Source organism: Enterococcus sp. DIV0167, assembly GCF_050541555.1.
Lineage (GTDB): Bacteria > Bacillota > Bacilli > Lactobacillales > Enterococcaceae > Enterococcus > Enterococcus faecalis.
The window spans coordinates 1,145,816-1,164,648 of the sequence record NZ_CP172933.1; the positions used below are offsets into that span (position 1 = coordinate 1,145,816).

Here is an 18,833-nt window from a genome sequence, read left to right on the forward strand (position 1 = left end):
GAAAAAGAAAGGATGACTGTCATGGAAGACCCTGGAAGTGAACAGAGAAACAAAATACAGTCACCAACGAAAGGAGAAGATTTTAGCACTCTTTTCGGCAGGTGACCACAACCTTGGAGGAAAAGAAAATGATGAACAAAAAAACAATGGATATGAGAAAAGCAACAAAAGATCAAGAATTACGTAAATTGGCGTTGCTTTCTGAACGGGAATTAATGATGGAATTACGGACATCTGAAAAAGGACTCTCGAATGAAGATGCCGAAAAAAGATTAGAGGAATTTGGACCAAACGAAGTTTCTGCACAAAAGCCAACCCCAGCAATTATTTTATTTTTAAGTGCATTCAAAGATCCATTTGTCTATGTCTTAGCCTTATTGATGGTCGTTTCAACTTTAACGAAAGATTTCGAAGCCGCTATCGTGATGGGCGTGATGATTTTAGCCAGTGTCTTGATTGCTTTTATACAAGAATATCGTTCTCAAAAAGCGAGTTTGGATTTAAAAGAATTAATTGAAAACACCGCTGCAGTGACACGGGAAGGAATTACGAAAGAAATTCCAATGGACGAAATTGTTCCAGGAGACATTGTAACTTTAGCTACAGGAGACATGATTCCTGCAGATGCCGTGTTGATTTGGACCAAAGATTTATTCGTTAATCAATCGTCGCTAACAGGCGAATCCATGCCTGTCGAAAAATTTGTGGATGCAGGTGTGGATCGTCAACAAACAGAGGTTTCTGCATTAGATATGCAAGACCTAGTGTTTATGGGCACAGATGTCTTGAGTGGACAAGGAAAAGCGATTATTTTAAAAACTGGGCAACATACATTTTTTGGTGATATTGCTAAAAATGCTACAACACAACGAGGAAAAACTAGTTTTGACTTAGGCTTAGCAAAAGTCAGTAAGTTTTTATTACGAATGGTAATGATTTTGTTTCCAATCGTTTTCTTGATTAATGGTTTAACTAAAGGTGCTTGGGGCGAAGCGTTTTTCTTCGCGATTGCCGTTGCAGTTGGTTTGACACCAGAAATGTTGCCAATGATTGTTACGAGTAACTTAGCCAAGGGTGCATTATCCTTATCGAAACATAAAGTCATTGTTAAAGAATTAGCGGCTATCCAAAATTTGGGTGGTATGGATGTGCTCTGTACAGATAAAACTGGAACGATTACCGAAGATCGTGTAGTTTTGGTTCAACATTTGAATCCATTAGGTGATTTGAGTGACGAGGTTCTAAATTTAGCCTACTTAAATTCTTCTTATCAAACAGGTTGGAAAAATTTAATGGATATTGCCGTTATTAATTTTTATGAAGAGCATCAATGGAAAACGCCGTTTAAAAATGTCACTAAAATTGATGAAATTCCTTTTGATTTTTCCAGACGCCGCTTAACGGTTGTCGTGAATGCAGATGATCATCAATTGATGATTACGAAAGGCGCCGTGGAAGAAATGGAAGAAGTGTGCACGCATGCGCAAATTAATGGCGAAATTGTACCATTAAGCACTGCTGTACGAGAAGAACTACGCCGAGTGAATGTTCAAATGAACAAACAAGGGATGCGTGTGTTAGCGGTAGCTGTAAAAAAAGATGTCCATAAAGAAGCAGTTTATTCAGTTGAAGATGAAAAAGAGATGACATTGATTGGATTTATGGGTTTTCTTGATCCAGCAAAAGAGTCAGCCGTCAGCGCTATCCGCTCCTTACATGAACATGGTGTCAACGTGAAAGTGCTAACGGGCGATAATGACATTGTCGCCAAAAAAGTCTGTAAAGATGTAGGTATTGAAGTTTCCCATGTGTTATTAGGTTCTCAAATTGAAGCAATGACAGATGAAGAGTTGCGGGCGCAAGTGGAAGAAACTAATTTATTTGCCAAATTAAATCCGATGCAAAAATCTAAAATTATTGAATTGCTACAAGCAAAAGGTCATACGGTTGGTTTTATGGGGGATGGCATTAATGATGCACCGGCATTACGAAAAGCTGATGTGGGCATTTCAGTAGATACTGCAGCTGATATTACTAAAGATGCTAGCTCGATTATTTTACTGGAAAAAAGTTTAAATGTACTGGAATCTGGTGTGATTGAAGGACGAAAAGTATTTAGCAATATGATGAAATATATTAAAATTACCATCAGTTCTAATTTTGGGAATGTCTTTTCAATTTTAGTAGCCAGTGCCTTTTTACCATTTCTACCAATGCTTTCCTTACAACTCTTGATTCAAAATTTGATTTATGATGTGGCTCAGTTGACAATTCCTTGGGATAATGTCGATGAAGAAGAGTTATTAAGCCCTGTTCGGTGGGAAACGAACGGACTAGCGAAATTTACGGTATGTATTGGCCCGGTAAGTAGTATTTTCGATATTCTAACGTATCTTGTCATGTGGTTTGTGTTTAGCGCCAATAGTTTGGCAACTCAACATTTATTCCAAACAGGTTGGTTTATGGTGGGACTTGTTAGTCAAACGTTAGTTGTTCATATGGTCCGGACGCGGAAAATACCATTCATTCAAAGTCGTGCGTCAATGCCTGTGATGTTAAGTAGTTTAGGCGCAATTTTACTCGGTTTCTTGATTGTAGCAACGCCTATAAGAGAGGTTTTTGACTTTGTGAAACTTCCGGCTAACTACTGGCCATGGTTCTTTGGAATCATCATTGCGTACATGTTAACTGTTGAAGTAGCTAAACGTTTATATATTAAAATTACCAAGGAATGGATTTAGTAAAATCTACTGAAAGAGAAAAGAAATTGCTAAGCTGTATTACTCGTTTTGCGAAAATTTGGTGATTTTAAGCAATGAATGTTCGTGATAAAACCTAAGGTAAAGTATTTGGCAAAAAAACGAGCCAAAAAAAATAAAAATTAACGAAAAAAACTTTGTTCTCTAAAAAATAAAAAACCGCATGCTGAGTAGGTTACTCGGCTGACGGTTTTTATTTTTTGGTTTTTTTCAAGATAATTTTCATGAAAACGCAAAGTTCGGAAATCAGATTACTAGCCAGTTCGGGGATAAGGGGGCTCAAATTAATAGAACTGTTATATAATATTTTTAAAATAGAATATAACAGTTGGGAGAAAAATAGTACAGAAGAAGTGTGGAACAGAAACCGTTTTCTTGTTTGTGAAAATTATCACTAAACCGCAAAAACATGCGGTTTTGCTCTTTTGTGAAAAAATGAAGAAATTAGAGTTTTTTTCTTGCGCTTTTTCGAATTTAGTGATAATTTGTTAAGTGTAGTCGATAAAAAGTAATACAGTTTCGCACTCTGTTTTACTTTTATCGAAATTAAAGAAACGTAATAGAGAGGATTGTGTGACAAAATGGCAAAGGCTAAGAAACAAAAACCTATTGACTTTAAAGAGCTAATGGCTAAAGTCGACGCTGATTTCCCAACTTTCCAAATCTTGGATCAAGATGGAAAAATTGTGAATGAAGATTTAGTACCTGATTTATCGGATGAGGAATTAGTTGAATTAATGACACGCATGGTTTGGTCTCGTGTGCTAGACCAACGTTCTACTGCATTAAACCGTCAAGGACGATTAGGATTCTTCGCGCCAACAGCTGGACAAGAAGCAAGCCAATTGGCAAGTCAATTTGCAATGGAAAAAGAAGACTACTTATTACCAGGTTACCGTGATGTACCTCAATTAGTACAACATGGTTTACCATTAAGAGAAGCTTTCTTATGGTCTCGTGGTCACGTAGCAGGGAACTACTACGCGGAAGATTTAAATGCATTACCACCACAAATTATCATCGGTGCTCAATACATCCAAGCAGCTGGTGTTGCTTTAGGATTGAAAAAACGTGGAAAAGAAAATGTTGTCTTCACTTATACTGGTGACGGCGGTTCTTCACAAGGGGACTTCTATGAAGCAATTAACTTTGCTGGTGCTTACCAAGCAAACGGTGTCTTCATTATCCAAAACAATGGTTTTGCGATTTCTACACCTCGTGAAAAACAAACAGCGGCTAAAACTTTAGCTCAAAAAGCTGTTGCAGCAGGAATTCCTGGTATTCAAGTTGATGGTATGGATCCATTAGCAGTTTACGCAATTGCAAAAGAAGCACGCGATTGGTCAGCTGCAGGAAACGGTCCAGTTTTAATTGAAACATTAACTTATCGTTATGGTCCACATACTTTATCTGGAGACGATCCAACACGTTACCGTTCAAAAGAAATGGATGACGAATGGGTACAAAAAGATCCATTGACTCGTTTCCGTAAATATCTAACAGATAAAGGCTTATGGTCTGAAGCAAAAGAAGAAGAAATTATTGAAAAAACAAAAGAAGAAATCAAAGTAGCGATTGCAGAAGCGGATAAAGCGCCAAAACAAAAAGTTTCTGATTTCTTGAAAAATATGTTTGAAGTTCAACCTCAAACAATTAAAGAACAAATTGCATTTTATGAAGCGAAGGAGTCGAAATAAAAATGGCACAAAAAACTATGATCCAAGCAATTACAGATGCCTTAGCTCTTGAATTAGAGAAAGACGAAAATGTCTTAATCTTCGGTGAAGACGTTGGTAACAACGGTGGGGTTTTCCGTGCAACTGAAGGTTTACAAGAAAAATTTGGTGAAGACCGCGTCTTCGATACACCTTTAGCTGAATCTGGTATCGGTGGATTGGCTTTCGGTCTTGCCTTGCAAGGTTACCGTCCAGTTCCTGAAATCCAATTCTTTGGTTTCGTTTTTGAAGTATTTGACGAAATCGTTGGTCAAATGGCTCGTACGCGTTACCGTATGGGTGGAACTCGTAATATGCCAATTACTGTTCGTGCCCCATTTGGTGGTGGTGTTCATACACCAGAACTTCACTCAGATAACTTAGAAGGATTAATCGCACAATCACCAGGTGTTCGTGTTGTTATTCCATCAAACCCTTACGATGCAAAAGGGCTATTAATTTCATCTATTCGTAGCAACGATCCAGTTGTCTACTTAGAGCACATGAAATTATACCGTTCATTCCGTGAGGAAGTGCCAGACGAAGCTTATGAAGTGCCTTTAGATAAAGCGGCTGTAACTCGTGAAGGAACAGACGTATCAATCATCACTTACGGCGCTATGGTTCGTGAAGCGATTAAAGCAGCTGATAGCTTAGCGAAAGACAATATTTCAGCAGAAATCATTGACTTACGTACAGTGGCTCCTTTAGATGTGGAAACAATTATTAACTCTGTTGAAAAAACTGGCCGTGTGGTTGTCGTTCAAGAAGCACAAAAACAAGCTGGCGTTGGCGCTATGGTTGTTTCTGAAATTTCTGAACGTGCCGTATTATCATTAGAAGCACCAATCGGACGTGTATCTGCTCCAGATACAATCTTCCCATTCGGACAAGCAGAAAATATCTGGTTACCAAATGCGAAAGATATCGAAGCAAAAGCTAGAGAAATCGTCGAATTTTAATAGTTATTCGAAGTAGATAAACGAAGAATTAAACAGGTGGAATACGGCTATAGGCATGAAATGTTCAGCTACTATAGTCGTTTCCCCGCGTTTTGCTCCTAAGAAAATAGACAGATCCAACGAAGAAGGGAAGACTTAAAAAATGGCTTATCAGTTTAAATTACCGGATATCGGTGAAGGGATTGCCGAAGGCGAAATCGTTAAATGGTTTGTAAAACCTGGCGATACAATCAACGAAGACGATACGTTATTAGAAGTACAAAATGACAAATCAGTGGAAGAAATTCCATCACCAGTAACAGGTACTGTAAAAAATATCGTTGTACCAGAAGGAACAGTTGCAAACGTTGGTGACGTGTTAATCGAAATCGACGCACCTGGTCACGAAGATAACGATGCAGCACCAGCAGCTCCTGCACAAGAACAAACACCAGCACAACCTGCTGCTGTACCAACAACAGAAGCAGCTGGCGGATTTTTCCAATTCAAATTACCAGACATCGGTGAAGGAATTGCCGAAGGCGAAATCGTTAAATGGTTCGTTAAAGCGGGCGACACAATTAATGAAGATGATTCATTATTAGAAGTACAAAATGACAAATCAGTAGAAGAAATTCCATCACCAGTAACAGGTACTGTAAAAAATATCGTTGTACCAGAAGGAACAGTTGCCAATGTTGGTGACGTGTTAGTTGAAATTGACGCACCTGGTCATAATTCAGCAGCACCGGCAGCCGCAGCACCAGCTACTGACGCTCCTAAAGCGGAAGCATCAGCTCCAGCCGCTTCAACAGGCGTAGTTGCAGCCGCTGATCCAAACAAACGCGTTTTAGCAATGCCATCTGTTCGTCAGTATGCGCGTGAAAAAGACGTTGATATTACACAAGTAACTGCAACTGGTAAAGGTGGCCGTGTCATTAAAGCGGATATTGATGCCTTTGTCTCTGGTGGCTCTCAAGCAGCACCAGCTACTGAAGCTGCCGCAACAGAAGCAGCACCTAAAGCGGAAGCAGCAGCACCTAAAGCAGCGCCAAAAGCCTTTACTTCTGATTTAGGCGAAATGGAAACACGTGAAAAAATGACACCAACACGTAAAGCAATTGCTAAAGCAATGGTTAACAGCAAACACACTGCTCCTCACGTAACATTACATGATGAAGTAGAAGTTTCTAAATTATGGGATCACCGTAAGAAATTTAAAGATGTTGCTGCTGCAAATGGTACAAAATTAACATTCTTACCATACGTTGTAAAAGCATTGACTTCAACTGTTCAAAAATTCCCAATCTTGAATGCATCAATTGATGACGCAGCACAAGAAATTGTTTACAAAAATTACTTTAACATTGGTATCGCTACTGATACAGATCATGGCTTATATGTACCAAATGTTAAAAATGCTAATACGAAGAGCATGTTTGCTATCGCTGATGAAATCAACGAAAAAGCAGCATTGGCTATCGAAGGTAAATTAACTGCACAAGATATGCGTGATGGTACAATCACAATTAGTAACATTGGTTCAGTCGGTGGCGGCTGGTTTACACCAGTAATCAACTACCCTGAAGTTGCTATTTTAGGCGTTGGTACAATTGCACAAGAACCAGTTGTTAATGCAGACGGCGAAATCGTTGTGGGACGCATGATGAAATTATCATTAAGCTTTGACCACCGTATCGTTGACGGCGCAACTGCTCAAAAAGCAATGAACAACATTAAACGCTTATTAGCTGATCCAGAATTACTATTAATGGAAGGATGATTAACAAATGGTAGTAGGAGATTTCGCCATTGAACTAGATACAGTCGTAATCGGAGCTGGTCCTGGAGGATACGTTGCCGCAATTCGTGCCGCAGAAATGGGTCAAAAAGTTGCGATTATCGAACGTGAATACATCGGAGGCGTTTGTTTAAACGTTGGATGTATTCCTTCAAAAGCTTTAATTGCTGCTGGACATCATTACCAAGAAGCACAAGATTCTTCAACTTTTGGTGTAACAGCTAAAGGAGTCGAATTAGACTTTGCAAAAACACAAGACTGGAAAGATAACACAGTTGTAAAATCATTAACAGGCGGCGTTGGCATGTTATTGAAAAAACACAAAGTAGAAATTATTGAAGGCGAAGCATTCTTCGTTGACGAAAATACATTGCGTGTTATTCACCCAGACTCAGCACAAACTTACTCATTCAATAATGCTATTGTAGCAACAGGTTCTCGTCCAATTGAAATCCCAGGATTCAAATTTGGCGGACGCGTGTTAGATTCTACAGGCGGTTTAAACTTAAAAGAAGTTCCTAAAAAATTCGTTATTATCGGTGGCGGTGTCATCGGTGCTGAATTAGGTGGCGCTTATGCTAACTTAGGTTCAGAAGTAACAATTTTAGAAGGTAGCCCATCAATTTTACCAACTTATGAAAAAGATATGGTTAAAGTTGTCACAGACGACTTCAAGAAGAAAAACGTAACAATCGTGACTTCTGCAATGGCTAAAGAAGCTGTTGACAATGGCGATAGCGTCACTGTTAAATATGAAGTTAACGGAAAAGAAGAAAGTGTTGAAGCAGATTACGTAATGGTCACTGTTGGACGTCGTCCAAACACAGACGACTTAGGCTTAGAACAAGCGGGCGTTGAAATTGGCGAACGTGGTTTAATCCCAGTTGACAACCAAGGACGTACTAACGTGAAAAACATCTTCGCAATCGGCGACATCGTACCAGGTGCTGCGTTAGCGCATAAAGCAAGCTACGAAGCAAAAATTGCTGCTGAAGCAATTTCTGGTAAGAAAGTTGCAGTTGATTACAAAGCAATGCCAGCTGTTGCCTTTACTGATCCAGAATTGGCAAGCGTTGGTATGACTGTTGCAGAAGCAAAAGAAGCGGGAATCGAAGCAAAAGGCTACAAATTCCCATTTGCTGGTAACGGCCGTGCAATCTCTTTAGATAAAACTGAAGGATTCATGCGTTTAGTTACAACTGTAGAAGACAATGTCATCATCGGTGCACAAATTGCCGGTGTCGGTGCAAGTGACATGATTTCTGAATTAGCTTTAGCTATTGAATCTGGCATGAATGCAGAAGACATTGCTTTAACAATCCACCCACACCCATCATTGGGCGAAATTACTATGGATACAGCTGAATTGGCTTTAGGTTTACCAATTCATATTTAATAGTATCACTTTGTCGCACGACAGATATAATGCGCCTTTTGCACTTGTTGCATTAGCCACAGCAAGTGCAAAAGGTGTAAAAAAACAACGACTTCTCGGAGTCGTTGTTTTTTTATGCTCTGTTCTTTCTTTTACGGTATTTAAGAGGTGTTTCACCCGTTTCTTGTTTAAAGATACGGACAAAATAGCTATCTTCAACAAACCCTAAATCTTCACTGATTTGGGCGATCGTTTTATCTGTCTCCAAAAGAAGCTGTTTAGCCCATGTGATTTTTAATTGTCGATAAAATTGACTAAAGGGAATACCAAACTCCTCTTTTAATAAACGACTTAAATACGTCGGTGTCAAATGAACAAGGTCTGCCAGTTCTTGTAAATTTAAACGCAGCGATTTGTTTTCCCAAAGGGCATCTAAAACCGGTTGTAATTGCTTATTTTTAGTTTGATAGGCACTTGAAGGAGTTAATTGAGCAGTTAACAAAGTTTGTTGAATATCTTTTTGGATCATATTCAATGGCTCCAGCTCTTCTTTTCGCGAACTAATCTGTAAGGACTGTTTGTACGTATTGATTAAATAATCTTTTTTGATGGCTTCAGAAATAATATATTGGCTTAGATCAGCGATTAATGTCGCGCTCTTTTCTAAGTCTGCTAGTTCTAAAACAGGGTATTGTTGATACAGCTCTTGGTGTGTTACTAAAAATTCTTGAATGAAGGCATCATTCATGGTTAAAACCTGTTCTAACTCTTCTTGGTGATCTTCGAGCAAAACTTCACCAGCCATAATGGCTCCTACATACTGGTCATCAACAATAATGGGGATGGCCATATCAACGATGTTAAAGTGACAACGGTAGATAAAAGGCTGACCAGTGCGAACAGCTTCCAAGCCACCACGAGCATCACATTTTTCACAAAGTTTCGAGAGCTCAGGGGAGTGACGTACCAGTTGGCAAAAGGGTTGAACTTGACTATGTTTCGTCACAGGTCGCCCTTTATAATCGACTAAAATAATGGCTAAACGAGTGCTTAAGGCCAATGATTCTTGCAATTTTTCCCACTTTTCTAAATCTAAAATATTTTTTAATTCTACAGTCATAAGGCAATCCTTCAATCTAAAGTTTAAAAATCATAATATTTTATTATTTCACAAAATAATTCTATCATTTTTTGCAAGAAAACGATACCAAAAGTTCAATGCTTTTTTGATGAAAGCGTTTTATACTATGTATGTAAACAAAATATAGGAGGCTATCAACATGAGAAAAGCATTGATTTTACCAACGAAATATGTTCAAGGGGAAGATGAATTACTAAACTTAGGTTACTTCGTTTCAACTTTTGGAAAAAAAGCGTTACTAATTGCAAATCCTGCTGACGTTGATCGTGTACGTCCACAATTGGAAGAAACAGCGAAAAAGTTTGACATTACCTTCGTAGAGGGTGGCTTTAGTGGAGAAGTAACGCGTGAAGAAACAAAGCGCTTGCAAAACGTTGGACAAAAAGAACAAGCAGACTGTATCATTGGTTTAGGTGGCGGTAAAGCAATCGATGCTTCAAAAGTCGTAGCAGAAGGTGAAAACTTAATTATTGTACCAACGATTGCGGCTCAAGATGCACCAACTTCGCATTCAGCTGTACTATATCATGAAGATGGCTCATTTGATGATTATGCTTACTTTAAACAAAGTCCAAGCGTCGTGATGGTTGATACAAAAGTGGTTGCCAAAGCGCCAACTAGATTTTTAGTTGCTGGAATGGGGGATGCCTTATCCACATATTTTGAAGCACGCGCAACACACAATTCATATTCTCGGGTTAATGCTAGTTTGCCAATGGGTTCAAGAGAAGGCTTAACGCCCGCTGCTAGCGGCACATATGCAGCTTTGGCCATGGCGAAACTTTGCTGGGAAAACCTCCAGGAAGATGGGTTAAAAGCGAAATTAGCTTGTGATGCAAATGTGGTTACTGAATCATTGAATAAGATTATCGAAACAAATATCTTACTTTCAGGCTTAGGTTTTGAAAGTGGCGGTTTAGCTGCAGCGCATGCGATTCATAACGGTATGACAGTCTTACCTGGTGCGCACAGTTATTTACATGGTGAAAAAGTAGCCTTTGCAACGATTGCACAACTTGTATTAGAAGATGCAGCAAAAGACGAATTAGAAGCTGTTTTAGACTTTAGCGCTTCTGTAGGTTTACCATTAACGCTTTCAGACATTGGTGTCGATGAAATCACTTATGAAGAAGCATTGGAAGTAGCCAAAATTGCTTGCATTCCAGAAGAATCAATTCATTCAATGCCATTCCCAATTGTCGTTGAAGAAGTAGCGAATGCAATCATTGTTGCAGATAAAGTCGGACAAGAATATAAAACAAGACATAAATTAGATTAAGGAAGTGTCCACATGAAAGCAGATATTTTACTCGTTTCACATAGCAAAATGATTACAGATGGTATTAAAGAGATGATTGAACAGATGAATGCCAGTGAAGAAATTACGATTCATTCACTTGGTGGCACATCAGATGGTTCATTAGGTTCAGATCCAATGAAAATCATTGACACGATTAACGAAGCGGACTCTGACCGAGAATTTTTAATTTTTGCCGATTTAGGCAGTGCCGTTTTAAGTTCAGAATTAGCTTTTGATATGCTAGAAGAAGACCAACAGAAACATTATCATTTAGTCGATGCACCATTGGTTGAAGGTGCCTTTGCGGCAGCAATTACTGCAGGTGTCTCAGATGATTTGACGCAAATTTTAGCAGAAGCTCAAAATGCTGGTAAGAAAGGGTGGAACTAAATGAAAAAAATTATTAATGAACCTGGTAAAATTGTCGAAGAAATGCTCCAAGGAATTGTGAAAAGCTATGGAAACCTTGTTCATCAAGTCGAAGATTCTCGCGTGATTGCTCGCAACGACTCAAACAAACAAGTTGGGTTAGTATCTGGTGGTGGAAGTGGTCATGAGCCTGCACATGCTGGGTTTGTTGGTGATGGAATGTTAAATGCCGCAGTTTTAGGTGATGTCTTTACTTCACCAACACCAGATCAAATTTTAACAGGAATCCAAGCGGCAGACCAAGGGGCCGGTGTTCTGTTAATCGTAAAAAATTATACAGGCGATATTTTGAACTTTGAAATGGCCAAAGATATGGCTGATATGGAAGACATTCATGTAGAAATGGTCGTTGTCGATGACGATATTGCAGTCGAAGATAGCACCTATACCGCTGGAAAACGCGGCGTTGCCGGGACTGTTCTTGTCCATAAAATTTTAGGACATCATGCCCGCCAAGGTGCTTCTTTAGAAGAGCTCGTTTCTTTAGGAGAAAAGATTGTAGCAGCCACGAAAACAATTGGAGTGGCTTTAAAAGCAGCTACTGTGCCTGAAGTTGGCAAACCAGGTTTTACTTTACCAGAAGATGAAATTGAATTTGGCGTAGGGATTCACGGAGAACCAGGCTATCGTCGTGAAAAAATCCAACCATCGAAAGAGTTAGCGAAAGAATTAGTTGAAAAAACATTAAGTAGCTATGAACAACAACCACAAACAGTGGGGGTACTTGTCAATGGCATGGGCGGCACGCCATTAATGGAACAATTTGTATTTATGAACGACGTGCTAACATTATTAGAAGATAAAGGTGTTCAAGTGACCTTCCATAAAGTGGGTAACTATATGACGTCTATTGACATGCAAGGATTATCTTTAACGATGATTGACTTGGCGACAAAAGACTGGCAAACAGCGCTAGAAAGCAATGTAACAACAATTTCTTGGTAAGGGTGATAAAAGATGGAATTAACAGTAAAAGACATTCAAACATGGTTAGACAATTATTCAAAAGTTATTGAAGAAAAAAAAGACTATTTAAGTGAATTAGACACGCCGATTGGTGATGGGGATCATGGTAACAACATGGCTCGTGGTATGGCTGAATACAAAATTGCGTTTGACAAAAAAGTACCAACAACAATCACGGAGACATTTAAAGTCCTATCCATGGCTTTGATTTCAAAAGTTGGCGGAGCTTCTGGTCCTTTATATGGTACTGCATTTATGAATATGACTAAAGCGACAAAAGATTTGGAAACCATCAGTTCGCCAGAGCAATTAAAAGAAATTGTTCAGCAAGGTCTAGCTGGGATTCAGATGCGTGGCAAAGCTGAACCAGGAGATAAAACGATGGTTGATGTCTGGGCACCTGTTGCTGAAGTAATTGGAACGGAACAATTTAATGAAGAAAAAATTGAACAATTTGCTGAAGCAACAAAAGATTGGGTGGCGAAAAAAGGACGTGCCTCTTATTTAGGGGAACGAGCAATTGGTCATATTGATCCAGGAGCAGCATCTAGTGCATTATTATTTGAAGAACTAGTCAAAGTAATCAATCAATAACAGTGAGAAAAAAGTTTAGCAAGTGCCTCTCTTGAAGCGCTTGCTAAACTTTTTTATAAATAATGGTTTCTTTTGTTCATCTATGGGATAATTTAAGTAACAAAAAATAACAAAGATAGACAAATGGGGGATTTAAAGATGAAAAAGCATGTGATTGTGGGATGTTTATTAATCGTTAGCTCAATGTTTGTAAGTGCTTGTGGAAATTCGTCAGACGTGACCACGGAAAAAACCAGTGTCACAAAACAAGTCGAAGCTACGGGACAAAGCACATCCTCTTCTGTAGACCAAACCAAGTATGATGCCATTATTACAGAAGCTAAAAAGTTAACGGCAGAGGGGCAATATAAAGAATCAGAAGAAAAATTAGCTACGATCCCTGTTAGCGATTTAGGGAAACCACACTATTCGATCGTTAAAGAAACGGTTGAGAAACTAAATAATCAAAATAATGAAGGCTTAAAAAGACAAGAAGAAGTCGCGGTTGAAAAGCAAACGAAGTCGAGTCCGGCACAAACAGAATCACTTAAACCGATTCCAGATGAGTTTGCTAAATGGGCAACCACGTATCTTTTTTATTATCCACGAGGAGATCAAAAGCAAGCGGGGTTAATCATTGAAGCGAATGGAGCGGTCACGCAGACGAATACGAATGGCGAAATTTACACAGGAAAAGCCGAAATAAGTGGAGCTTCGGGCACTATTTTAAGTTATGATACGACTAGTTATCGCCCGACGACCCAACCAGCTACAAAATCGATTACTCCAAATGTTAAAATCACTGTTACTTGGAACAATGGCGGCGGTGTTGATGTTTATTATGGCTACGTTTCTTATTCACAACGTTTAGCTTTGACAGATGGTATCGCCGTGACAGACGGGGTCAAAGAAGTTTGGCTTTCATAAAAAGAGCTAGACATTCAAGCAAAAACTTGAATGTCTAGCTCTTTTGTTGATTGAATCGGGGGATTTAAATACTTAGTTTCGATAAGAACGAACGGTATTATTAATAGCAGAAATACTATATTTTAATTCATCTTCTAACGTTTGATCAATGTCTGTGTCTAAAGTTTCTGCAAACATGGCTTCATATTCAGCGATAGAAAGTTCTGTCCGATTATCCAGCAGTGCTAAATGAGTTTCTTTTTGTAAATGATTTTGATAGCCAGCTACTAATTCACCAGTGAAAAATTCAGCGACAGCACCAGAACCATAACTGAATAAACCAATTTGATTGCCTGCGGTTAAAGTCGTTGCATTTTCTAAAAGGGAAATGAGTCCCAGATAAAGTGAACCCGTATACAAGTTTCCTACGCGACGACTATAGATGATACTTTCTTCATAACGAGCTAAAATTCGTTCCTGTTCTGCTTCAGTTTGGTCGGAGATTTTTGCTAATAAGGCTTTTTTGCCCATTTTTGTGTAAGGAATATGGAACGCTAAAGCATCATAATCTGCAAAATCAAGACCGGTTCTTTTTTTATGTTCATCCCAGACTTGGGCAAAAGATTGGATGTAGGTTTCGTTTGACAAAGGACCATCGACCATAGGATACGGGTGGCCTGTTGGACGCCAGAAGTCATAGATATCTTGCGTCAGCATCACATTATCCTCTTTTAAAGCCAAGATGCGCGGTTCACTAGCAACTAACATTGCAACCGCCCCAGCTCCTTGTGTAGGCTCACCGCCAGAATTTAAGCCATATTTTGCAATATCTGCCGCTACGACCAAGACTTTTTTATCTGGATGTAAGGCTACGTGATTCTTAGCTAACTGTAAGCCTGCTGTTGCTCCGTAACAAGCTTCCTTGATTTCGAAAGAGCGAGCGAAAGGTTGAATCCCCATTAAACGATGTAAGACAACTGCGGCCGCTTTTGACTCATCGATACTGGACTCAGTCCCGACAATCACCATATCAATGGCCTCTTTATCTTCTTTGGTCAAGATCGCTTCTGCGGCATTGGCTGCAAATGTCACAATATCTTGGCTGATTGGGTTCACCGCCATTTGGTCTTGCCCAATACCAATATGAAATTTTCCAGGGTCTACATTTCTGGCTTCAGCCAGTGCCGTCATATCAATATAATAAGGGGGCACAAAAAAACTAATTTTATCAATCCCAATTGTCATTTCTTTAACTCCTTTACGATAAATAGATTCATTATATAAAATAGCACGAAATGAACCAAAATGGGGAATTTTTGTATTAACTTCATAGATTATTAAAAAATATCTTATAAGTCTGTTAACATTCAGTAATTGGCACTTGTGATTCTGGGATTTTATGATATATTTCAAGATGGAGGTGCATTTAGTTGAAAACAGTAGTTATTATTGATGCATTACGAACACCAATTGGAAAATATAAAGGCAGCTTAAGTCAAGTAAGTGCCGTAGACTTAGGAACACATGTTACAACACAACTTTTAAAAAGACATTCCACTATTTCTGAAGAAATTGATCAAGTAATCTTTGGAAATGTTTTACAAGCTGGAAATGGCCAAAATCCCGCACGACAAATAGCAATAAACAGCGGTTTGTCTCATGAAATTCCCGCAATGACGGTTAATGAGGTCTGCGGATCAGGAATGAAGGCCGTTATTTTGGCGAAACAATTGATTCAATTAGGAGAAGCGGAAGTTTTAATTGCTGGTGGGATTGAGAATATGTCCCAAGCACCTAAATTACAACGATTTAATTACGAAACAGAAAGCTACGATGCGCCTTTTTCTAGTATGATGTACGATGGGTTAACGGATGCCTTTAGTGGTCAAGCAATGGGCTTAACTGCTGAAAATGTGGCCGAAAAGTATCATGTAACTAGAGAAGAGCAAGATCAATTTTCTGTACATTCACAATTAAAAGCAGCTCAAGCACAAGCAGAAGGGATATTCGCTGACGAAATAGCCCCATTAGAAGTGTCAGGAACGCTTGTGGAGAAAGATGAAGGGATTCGCCCTAATTCGAGCGTTGAGAAGCTAGGAACGCTTAAAACAGTTTTTAAAGAAGACGGTACTGTAACAGCAGGGAATGCATCAACCATTAATGATGGGGCTTCTGCTTTGATTATTGCTTCACAAGAATATGCCGAAGCACACGGTCTTCCTTATTTAGCTATTATTCGAGACAGTGTGGAAGTCGGTATTGATCCAGCCTATATGGGAATTTCGCCGATTAAAGCCATTCAAAAACTGTTAGCGCGCAATCAACTTACTACGGAAGAAATTGATCTGTATGAAATCAACGAAGCATTTGCAGCAACTTCAATCGTGGTCCAAAGAGAACTGGCTTTACCAGAGGAAAAGGTCAACATTTATGGTGGCGGTATTTCATTAGGTCATGCGATTGGTGCCACAGGTGCTCGTTTATTAACGAGTTTAAGTTATCAATTAAATCAAAAAGAAAAGAAATATGGAGTGGCTTCTTTATGTATCGGCGGTGGCTTAGGACTCGCTATGCTACTAGAGAGACCTCAGCAAAAAAAAAACAGCCGATTTTATCAAATGAGTCCTGAGGAACGCCTGGCTTCTCTTCTTAATGAAGGCCAGATTTCTGCTGATACAAAAAAAGAATTTGAAAATACGGCTTTATCTTCGCAGATTGCCAATCATATGATTGAAAATCAAATCAGTGAAACAGAAGTGCCGATGGGCGTTGGCTTACATTTAACAGTGGACGAAACTGATTATTTGGTACCAATGGCGACAGAAGAGCCCTCAGTGATTGCGGCTTTGAGTAATGGTGCAAAAATAGCACAAGGATTTAAAACAGTGAATCAACAACGCTTAATGCGTGGACAAATCGTTTTTTACGATGTTGCAGATCCCGAGTCATTGATTGATAAACTACAAGTAAGAGAAGCGGAAATTTTTCAACAAGCAGAGTTAAGTTATCCATCTATCGTTAAACGCGGCGGCGGCTTAAGAGATTTGCAATATCGTGCTTTTGATGAATCGTTTGTATCCGTCGACTTTTTAGTAGATGTTAAGGATGCAATGGGGGCAAATATCGTTAACGCTATGTTGGAAGGTGTGGCCGAGTTGTTCCGTGAATGGTTTGCGGAGCAAAAGATTTTATTCAGTATTTTAAGTAATTATGCCACGGAGTCGGTTGTTACGATGAAAACGGCTATTCCAGTTTCACGTTTAAGTAAGGGGAGCAATGGCCGGGAAATTGCTGAAAAAATTGTTTTAGCTTCACGCTATGCTTCATTAGATCCTTATCGGGCAGTCACGCATAACAAAGGGATCATGAATGGCATTGAAGCTGTAGTTTTAGCTACAGGAAATGATACACGCGCTGTTAGCGCTTCTTGTCATGCTTTTGCGGTGAAGGAAGGTCGCTACCAAGGCTTGACTAGTTGGACGCTGGATGGCGAACAACTAATTGGTGAAATTTCAGTTACGCTTGCGTTAGCCACGGTTGGCGGTGCCACAAAAGTCTTACCTAAATCTCAAGCAGCCGCTGATTTGTTAGCAGTGACGGATGCAAAAGAACTAAGTCGAGTAGTAGCGGCTGTTGGTTTGGCACAAAATTTAGCGGCGTTACGGGCCTTAGTCTCTGAAGGAATTCAAAAAGGACACATGGCTCTACAAGCACGTTCTTTAGCGATGACGGTCGGAGCTACTGGTAAAGAAGTTGAGGCAGTCGCTCAACAATTAAAACGTCAAAAAACGATGAACCAAGACCGAGCCTTGGCTATTTTAAATGATTTAAGAAAACAATAAAAAATAGTTCAGCAGAAATTATTCTGCTGAACTATTTTTTTTCACATTAGGTAGCCGTTTCAGGCCACGAATCGGTTTTACTTTTAAGACATCTAAGAAGAAAGTGAATACAGGGATTCCTACAATAAGTCCCCATACACCAAAGAGACGCTCACTAACTAATAAGATGACAAACGTATAAAAGATTGGTAACTCTGTTTTACTAGACATGAATTTAGGATTTAGCACGTAAGATTCAAATAAATGAACGATTGTAATTAAAGCTAAGATATAAATCACATCGTTCAAGCCACCTTGGGAATAAGCGATGAAACTTAGCGGAATGCAAGAAATAATCACACCAGCAACTGGGACTAAGCTCAAAATGAAGATCATAATGGCTAAACTAGGTAACTGAGTAAAGCCGATTATTGCCAAGGCCAAGGTAGTAATGACTGTATTCACCACAGCAATGAAAAACTGAGCTTCCATTACGACACCAAATGTGTTAACGAACTTGTTGGCGAAATAATAGATATCCTGAAAAAACCAATCAAAATCACTTTTTAAAAATAACTTAGAAAAATCAGCCATTTGCTTCTTCTCAATCATAAAGAAGAAACTTAAAATAAAGGACATGACAAATGATAAACCGACAGCGCCAATATCTTGAATGTAGCGTAAAATCATTGAAGCGCCATTCTGGAGTTGAGAGAGTAAGTTAGATTTTTCCAAGTATTGATCAATAAATTGCAATACTTGATTTGTATCTGTATGTGGACTTTGATAAAAATCAACTACAGAATTAATCATTTGAGTCGTTTGGTTAACTAGAACGGGAACATATTTAGTAATCGCTAAATAGATTAGAAAAACAACCAATGCATAGGTTAAGAGAACGATGACAATCGTCGGGATTTTCATATAGCGTTGAACAAAATGGACCAAACGAACAGCTAAATAGGTAAAGATAAATGTTAAAAGAATTGTTGTAATCATGCTTCTGGATAAATAAAGCACAAAAATAATCAAAGCAAGGACGCAAAAACGTCGCAAACGTTCATTTTGAATAAATTTTTGATACAAACTCATAGGGGAAACTCCTT

14 protein-coding genes are annotated in these 18,833 nt (G+C 39.0%); 11 read left to right on the top strand and 3 right to left on the bottom strand.

Annotation, left to right across the window (positions count from 1 at the left end):
• Positions 1–128: 128 nt before the first annotated feature.
• The 5 genes from mgtA (at position 129) to lpdA (ending at position 8,612) form a co-directional block, all read left to right on the top strand.
• Positions 129–2,741: a magnesium-translocating P-type ATPase gene (mgtA, locus tag IGM09_RS05655; protein WP_002388982.1), complete on the top strand. Its 2,613-nt coding sequence runs from the start codon at positions 129–131 to the stop codon at positions 2,739–2,741.
• A gap of 599 nt (positions 2,742–3,340) precedes the next feature.
• Positions 3,341–4,456, top strand: coding sequence for a pyruvate dehydrogenase (acetyl-transferring) E1 component subunit alpha (gene pdhA / locus IGM09_RS05660; RefSeq protein ID WP_002357768.1), 1,116 nt, complete (start codon positions 3,341–3,343; stop codon positions 4,454–4,456).
• Positions 4,457–4,458: 2 nt separating this feature from the next.
• Positions 4,459–5,436: an alpha-ketoacid dehydrogenase subunit beta gene (locus IGM09_RS05665; protein WP_002357767.1), complete on the top strand. Its 978-nt coding sequence runs from the start codon at positions 4,459–4,461 to the stop codon at positions 5,434–5,436.
• Between the two features lie 142 nt (positions 5,437–5,578).
• Complete coding sequence (locus tag IGM09_RS05670) at positions 5,579–7,198, top strand: dihydrolipoyllysine-residue acetyltransferase (RefSeq protein WP_002357766.1); 1,620 nt, start codon at positions 5,579–5,581, stop codon at positions 7,196–7,198.
• Between the two features lie 7 nt (positions 7,199–7,205).
• Positions 7,206–8,612, top strand: a complete 1,407-nt coding sequence (gene lpdA / locus IGM09_RS05675) for a dihydrolipoyl dehydrogenase (RefSeq protein ID WP_002357765.1) — start codon at positions 7,206–7,208, stop codon at positions 8,610–8,612.
• Between the two features lie 112 nt (positions 8,613–8,724).
• Here lpdA and IGM09_RS05680 read toward each other — a convergent pair whose 3' ends face one another.
• A complete protein-coding gene (locus IGM09_RS05680) occupies positions 8,725–9,711 on the bottom strand; it encodes a PocR ligand-binding domain-containing protein (RefSeq protein WP_002382271.1) in 987 nt (328 codons plus the stop codon).
• A 160-nt stretch (positions 9,712–9,871) separates the two neighbouring features.
• Here IGM09_RS05680 and IGM09_RS05685 point away from each other — a divergent pair, with 160 nt between their 5' ends.
• The 5 genes from IGM09_RS05685 (at position 9,872) to IGM09_RS05705 (ending at position 13,927) form a co-directional block, all read left to right on the top strand.
• Positions 9,872–11,011: a glycerol dehydrogenase gene (locus tag IGM09_RS05685; RefSeq protein ID WP_002363858.1), complete on the top strand. Its 1,140-nt coding sequence runs from the start codon at positions 9,872–9,874 to the stop codon at positions 11,009–11,011.
• A 12-nt stretch (positions 11,012–11,023) separates the two neighbouring features.
• Positions 11,024–11,422, top strand: a complete 399-nt coding sequence (dhaM, locus tag IGM09_RS05690; RefSeq protein WP_002357762.1) for a dihydroxyacetone kinase phosphoryl donor subunit DhaM — start codon at positions 11,024–11,026, stop codon at positions 11,420–11,422.
• Positions 11,423–12,406 carry a dihydroxyacetone kinase subunit DhaK gene (gene dhaK, locus IGM09_RS05695; protein WP_002357760.1) on the top strand — a complete coding sequence of 328 codons (984 nt, stop codon included), beginning with the start codon at positions 11,423–11,425 and terminating at the stop codon, positions 12,404–12,406. It begins immediately after the preceding gene.
• A gap of 12 nt (positions 12,407–12,418) precedes the next feature.
• Entirely contained in the window at positions 12,419–13,021 is a 603-nt protein-coding gene (gene dhaL / locus IGM09_RS05700) for a dihydroxyacetone kinase subunit DhaL (protein WP_002360441.1), read from the top strand.
• Positions 13,022–13,144: 123 nt separating this feature from the next.
• Complete coding sequence (locus IGM09_RS05705; RefSeq protein WP_002385941.1) at positions 13,145–13,927, top strand: hypothetical protein; 783 nt, start codon at positions 13,145–13,147, stop codon at positions 13,925–13,927.
• Positions 13,928–13,999: 72 nt separating this feature from the next.
• Here the strand turns inward: IGM09_RS05705 and IGM09_RS05710 are convergent, their stop codons facing one another.
• Complete coding sequence (locus tag IGM09_RS05710; protein ID WP_002357756.1) at positions 14,000–15,151, bottom strand: hydroxymethylglutaryl-CoA synthase; 1,152 nt, start codon at positions 15,149–15,151, stop codon at positions 14,000–14,002.
• Between the two features lie 185 nt (positions 15,152–15,336).
• Here IGM09_RS05710 and IGM09_RS05715 point away from each other — a divergent pair, with 185 nt between their 5' ends.
• Complete coding sequence (locus IGM09_RS05715; protein WP_113826048.1) at positions 15,337–17,748, top strand: hydroxymethylglutaryl-CoA reductase, degradative; 2,412 nt, start codon at positions 15,337–15,339, stop codon at positions 17,746–17,748.
• A gap of 18 nt (positions 17,749–17,766) precedes the next feature.
• On the opposite strand, the gene IGM09_RS05720 is transcribed toward IGM09_RS05715, so the two are convergent.
• Positions 17,767–18,819, bottom strand: a complete 1,053-nt coding sequence (locus IGM09_RS05720) for an AI-2E family transporter (protein WP_002357754.1) — start codon at positions 18,817–18,819, stop codon at positions 17,767–17,769.
• Positions 18,820–18,833 lie beyond the last annotated feature (14 nt).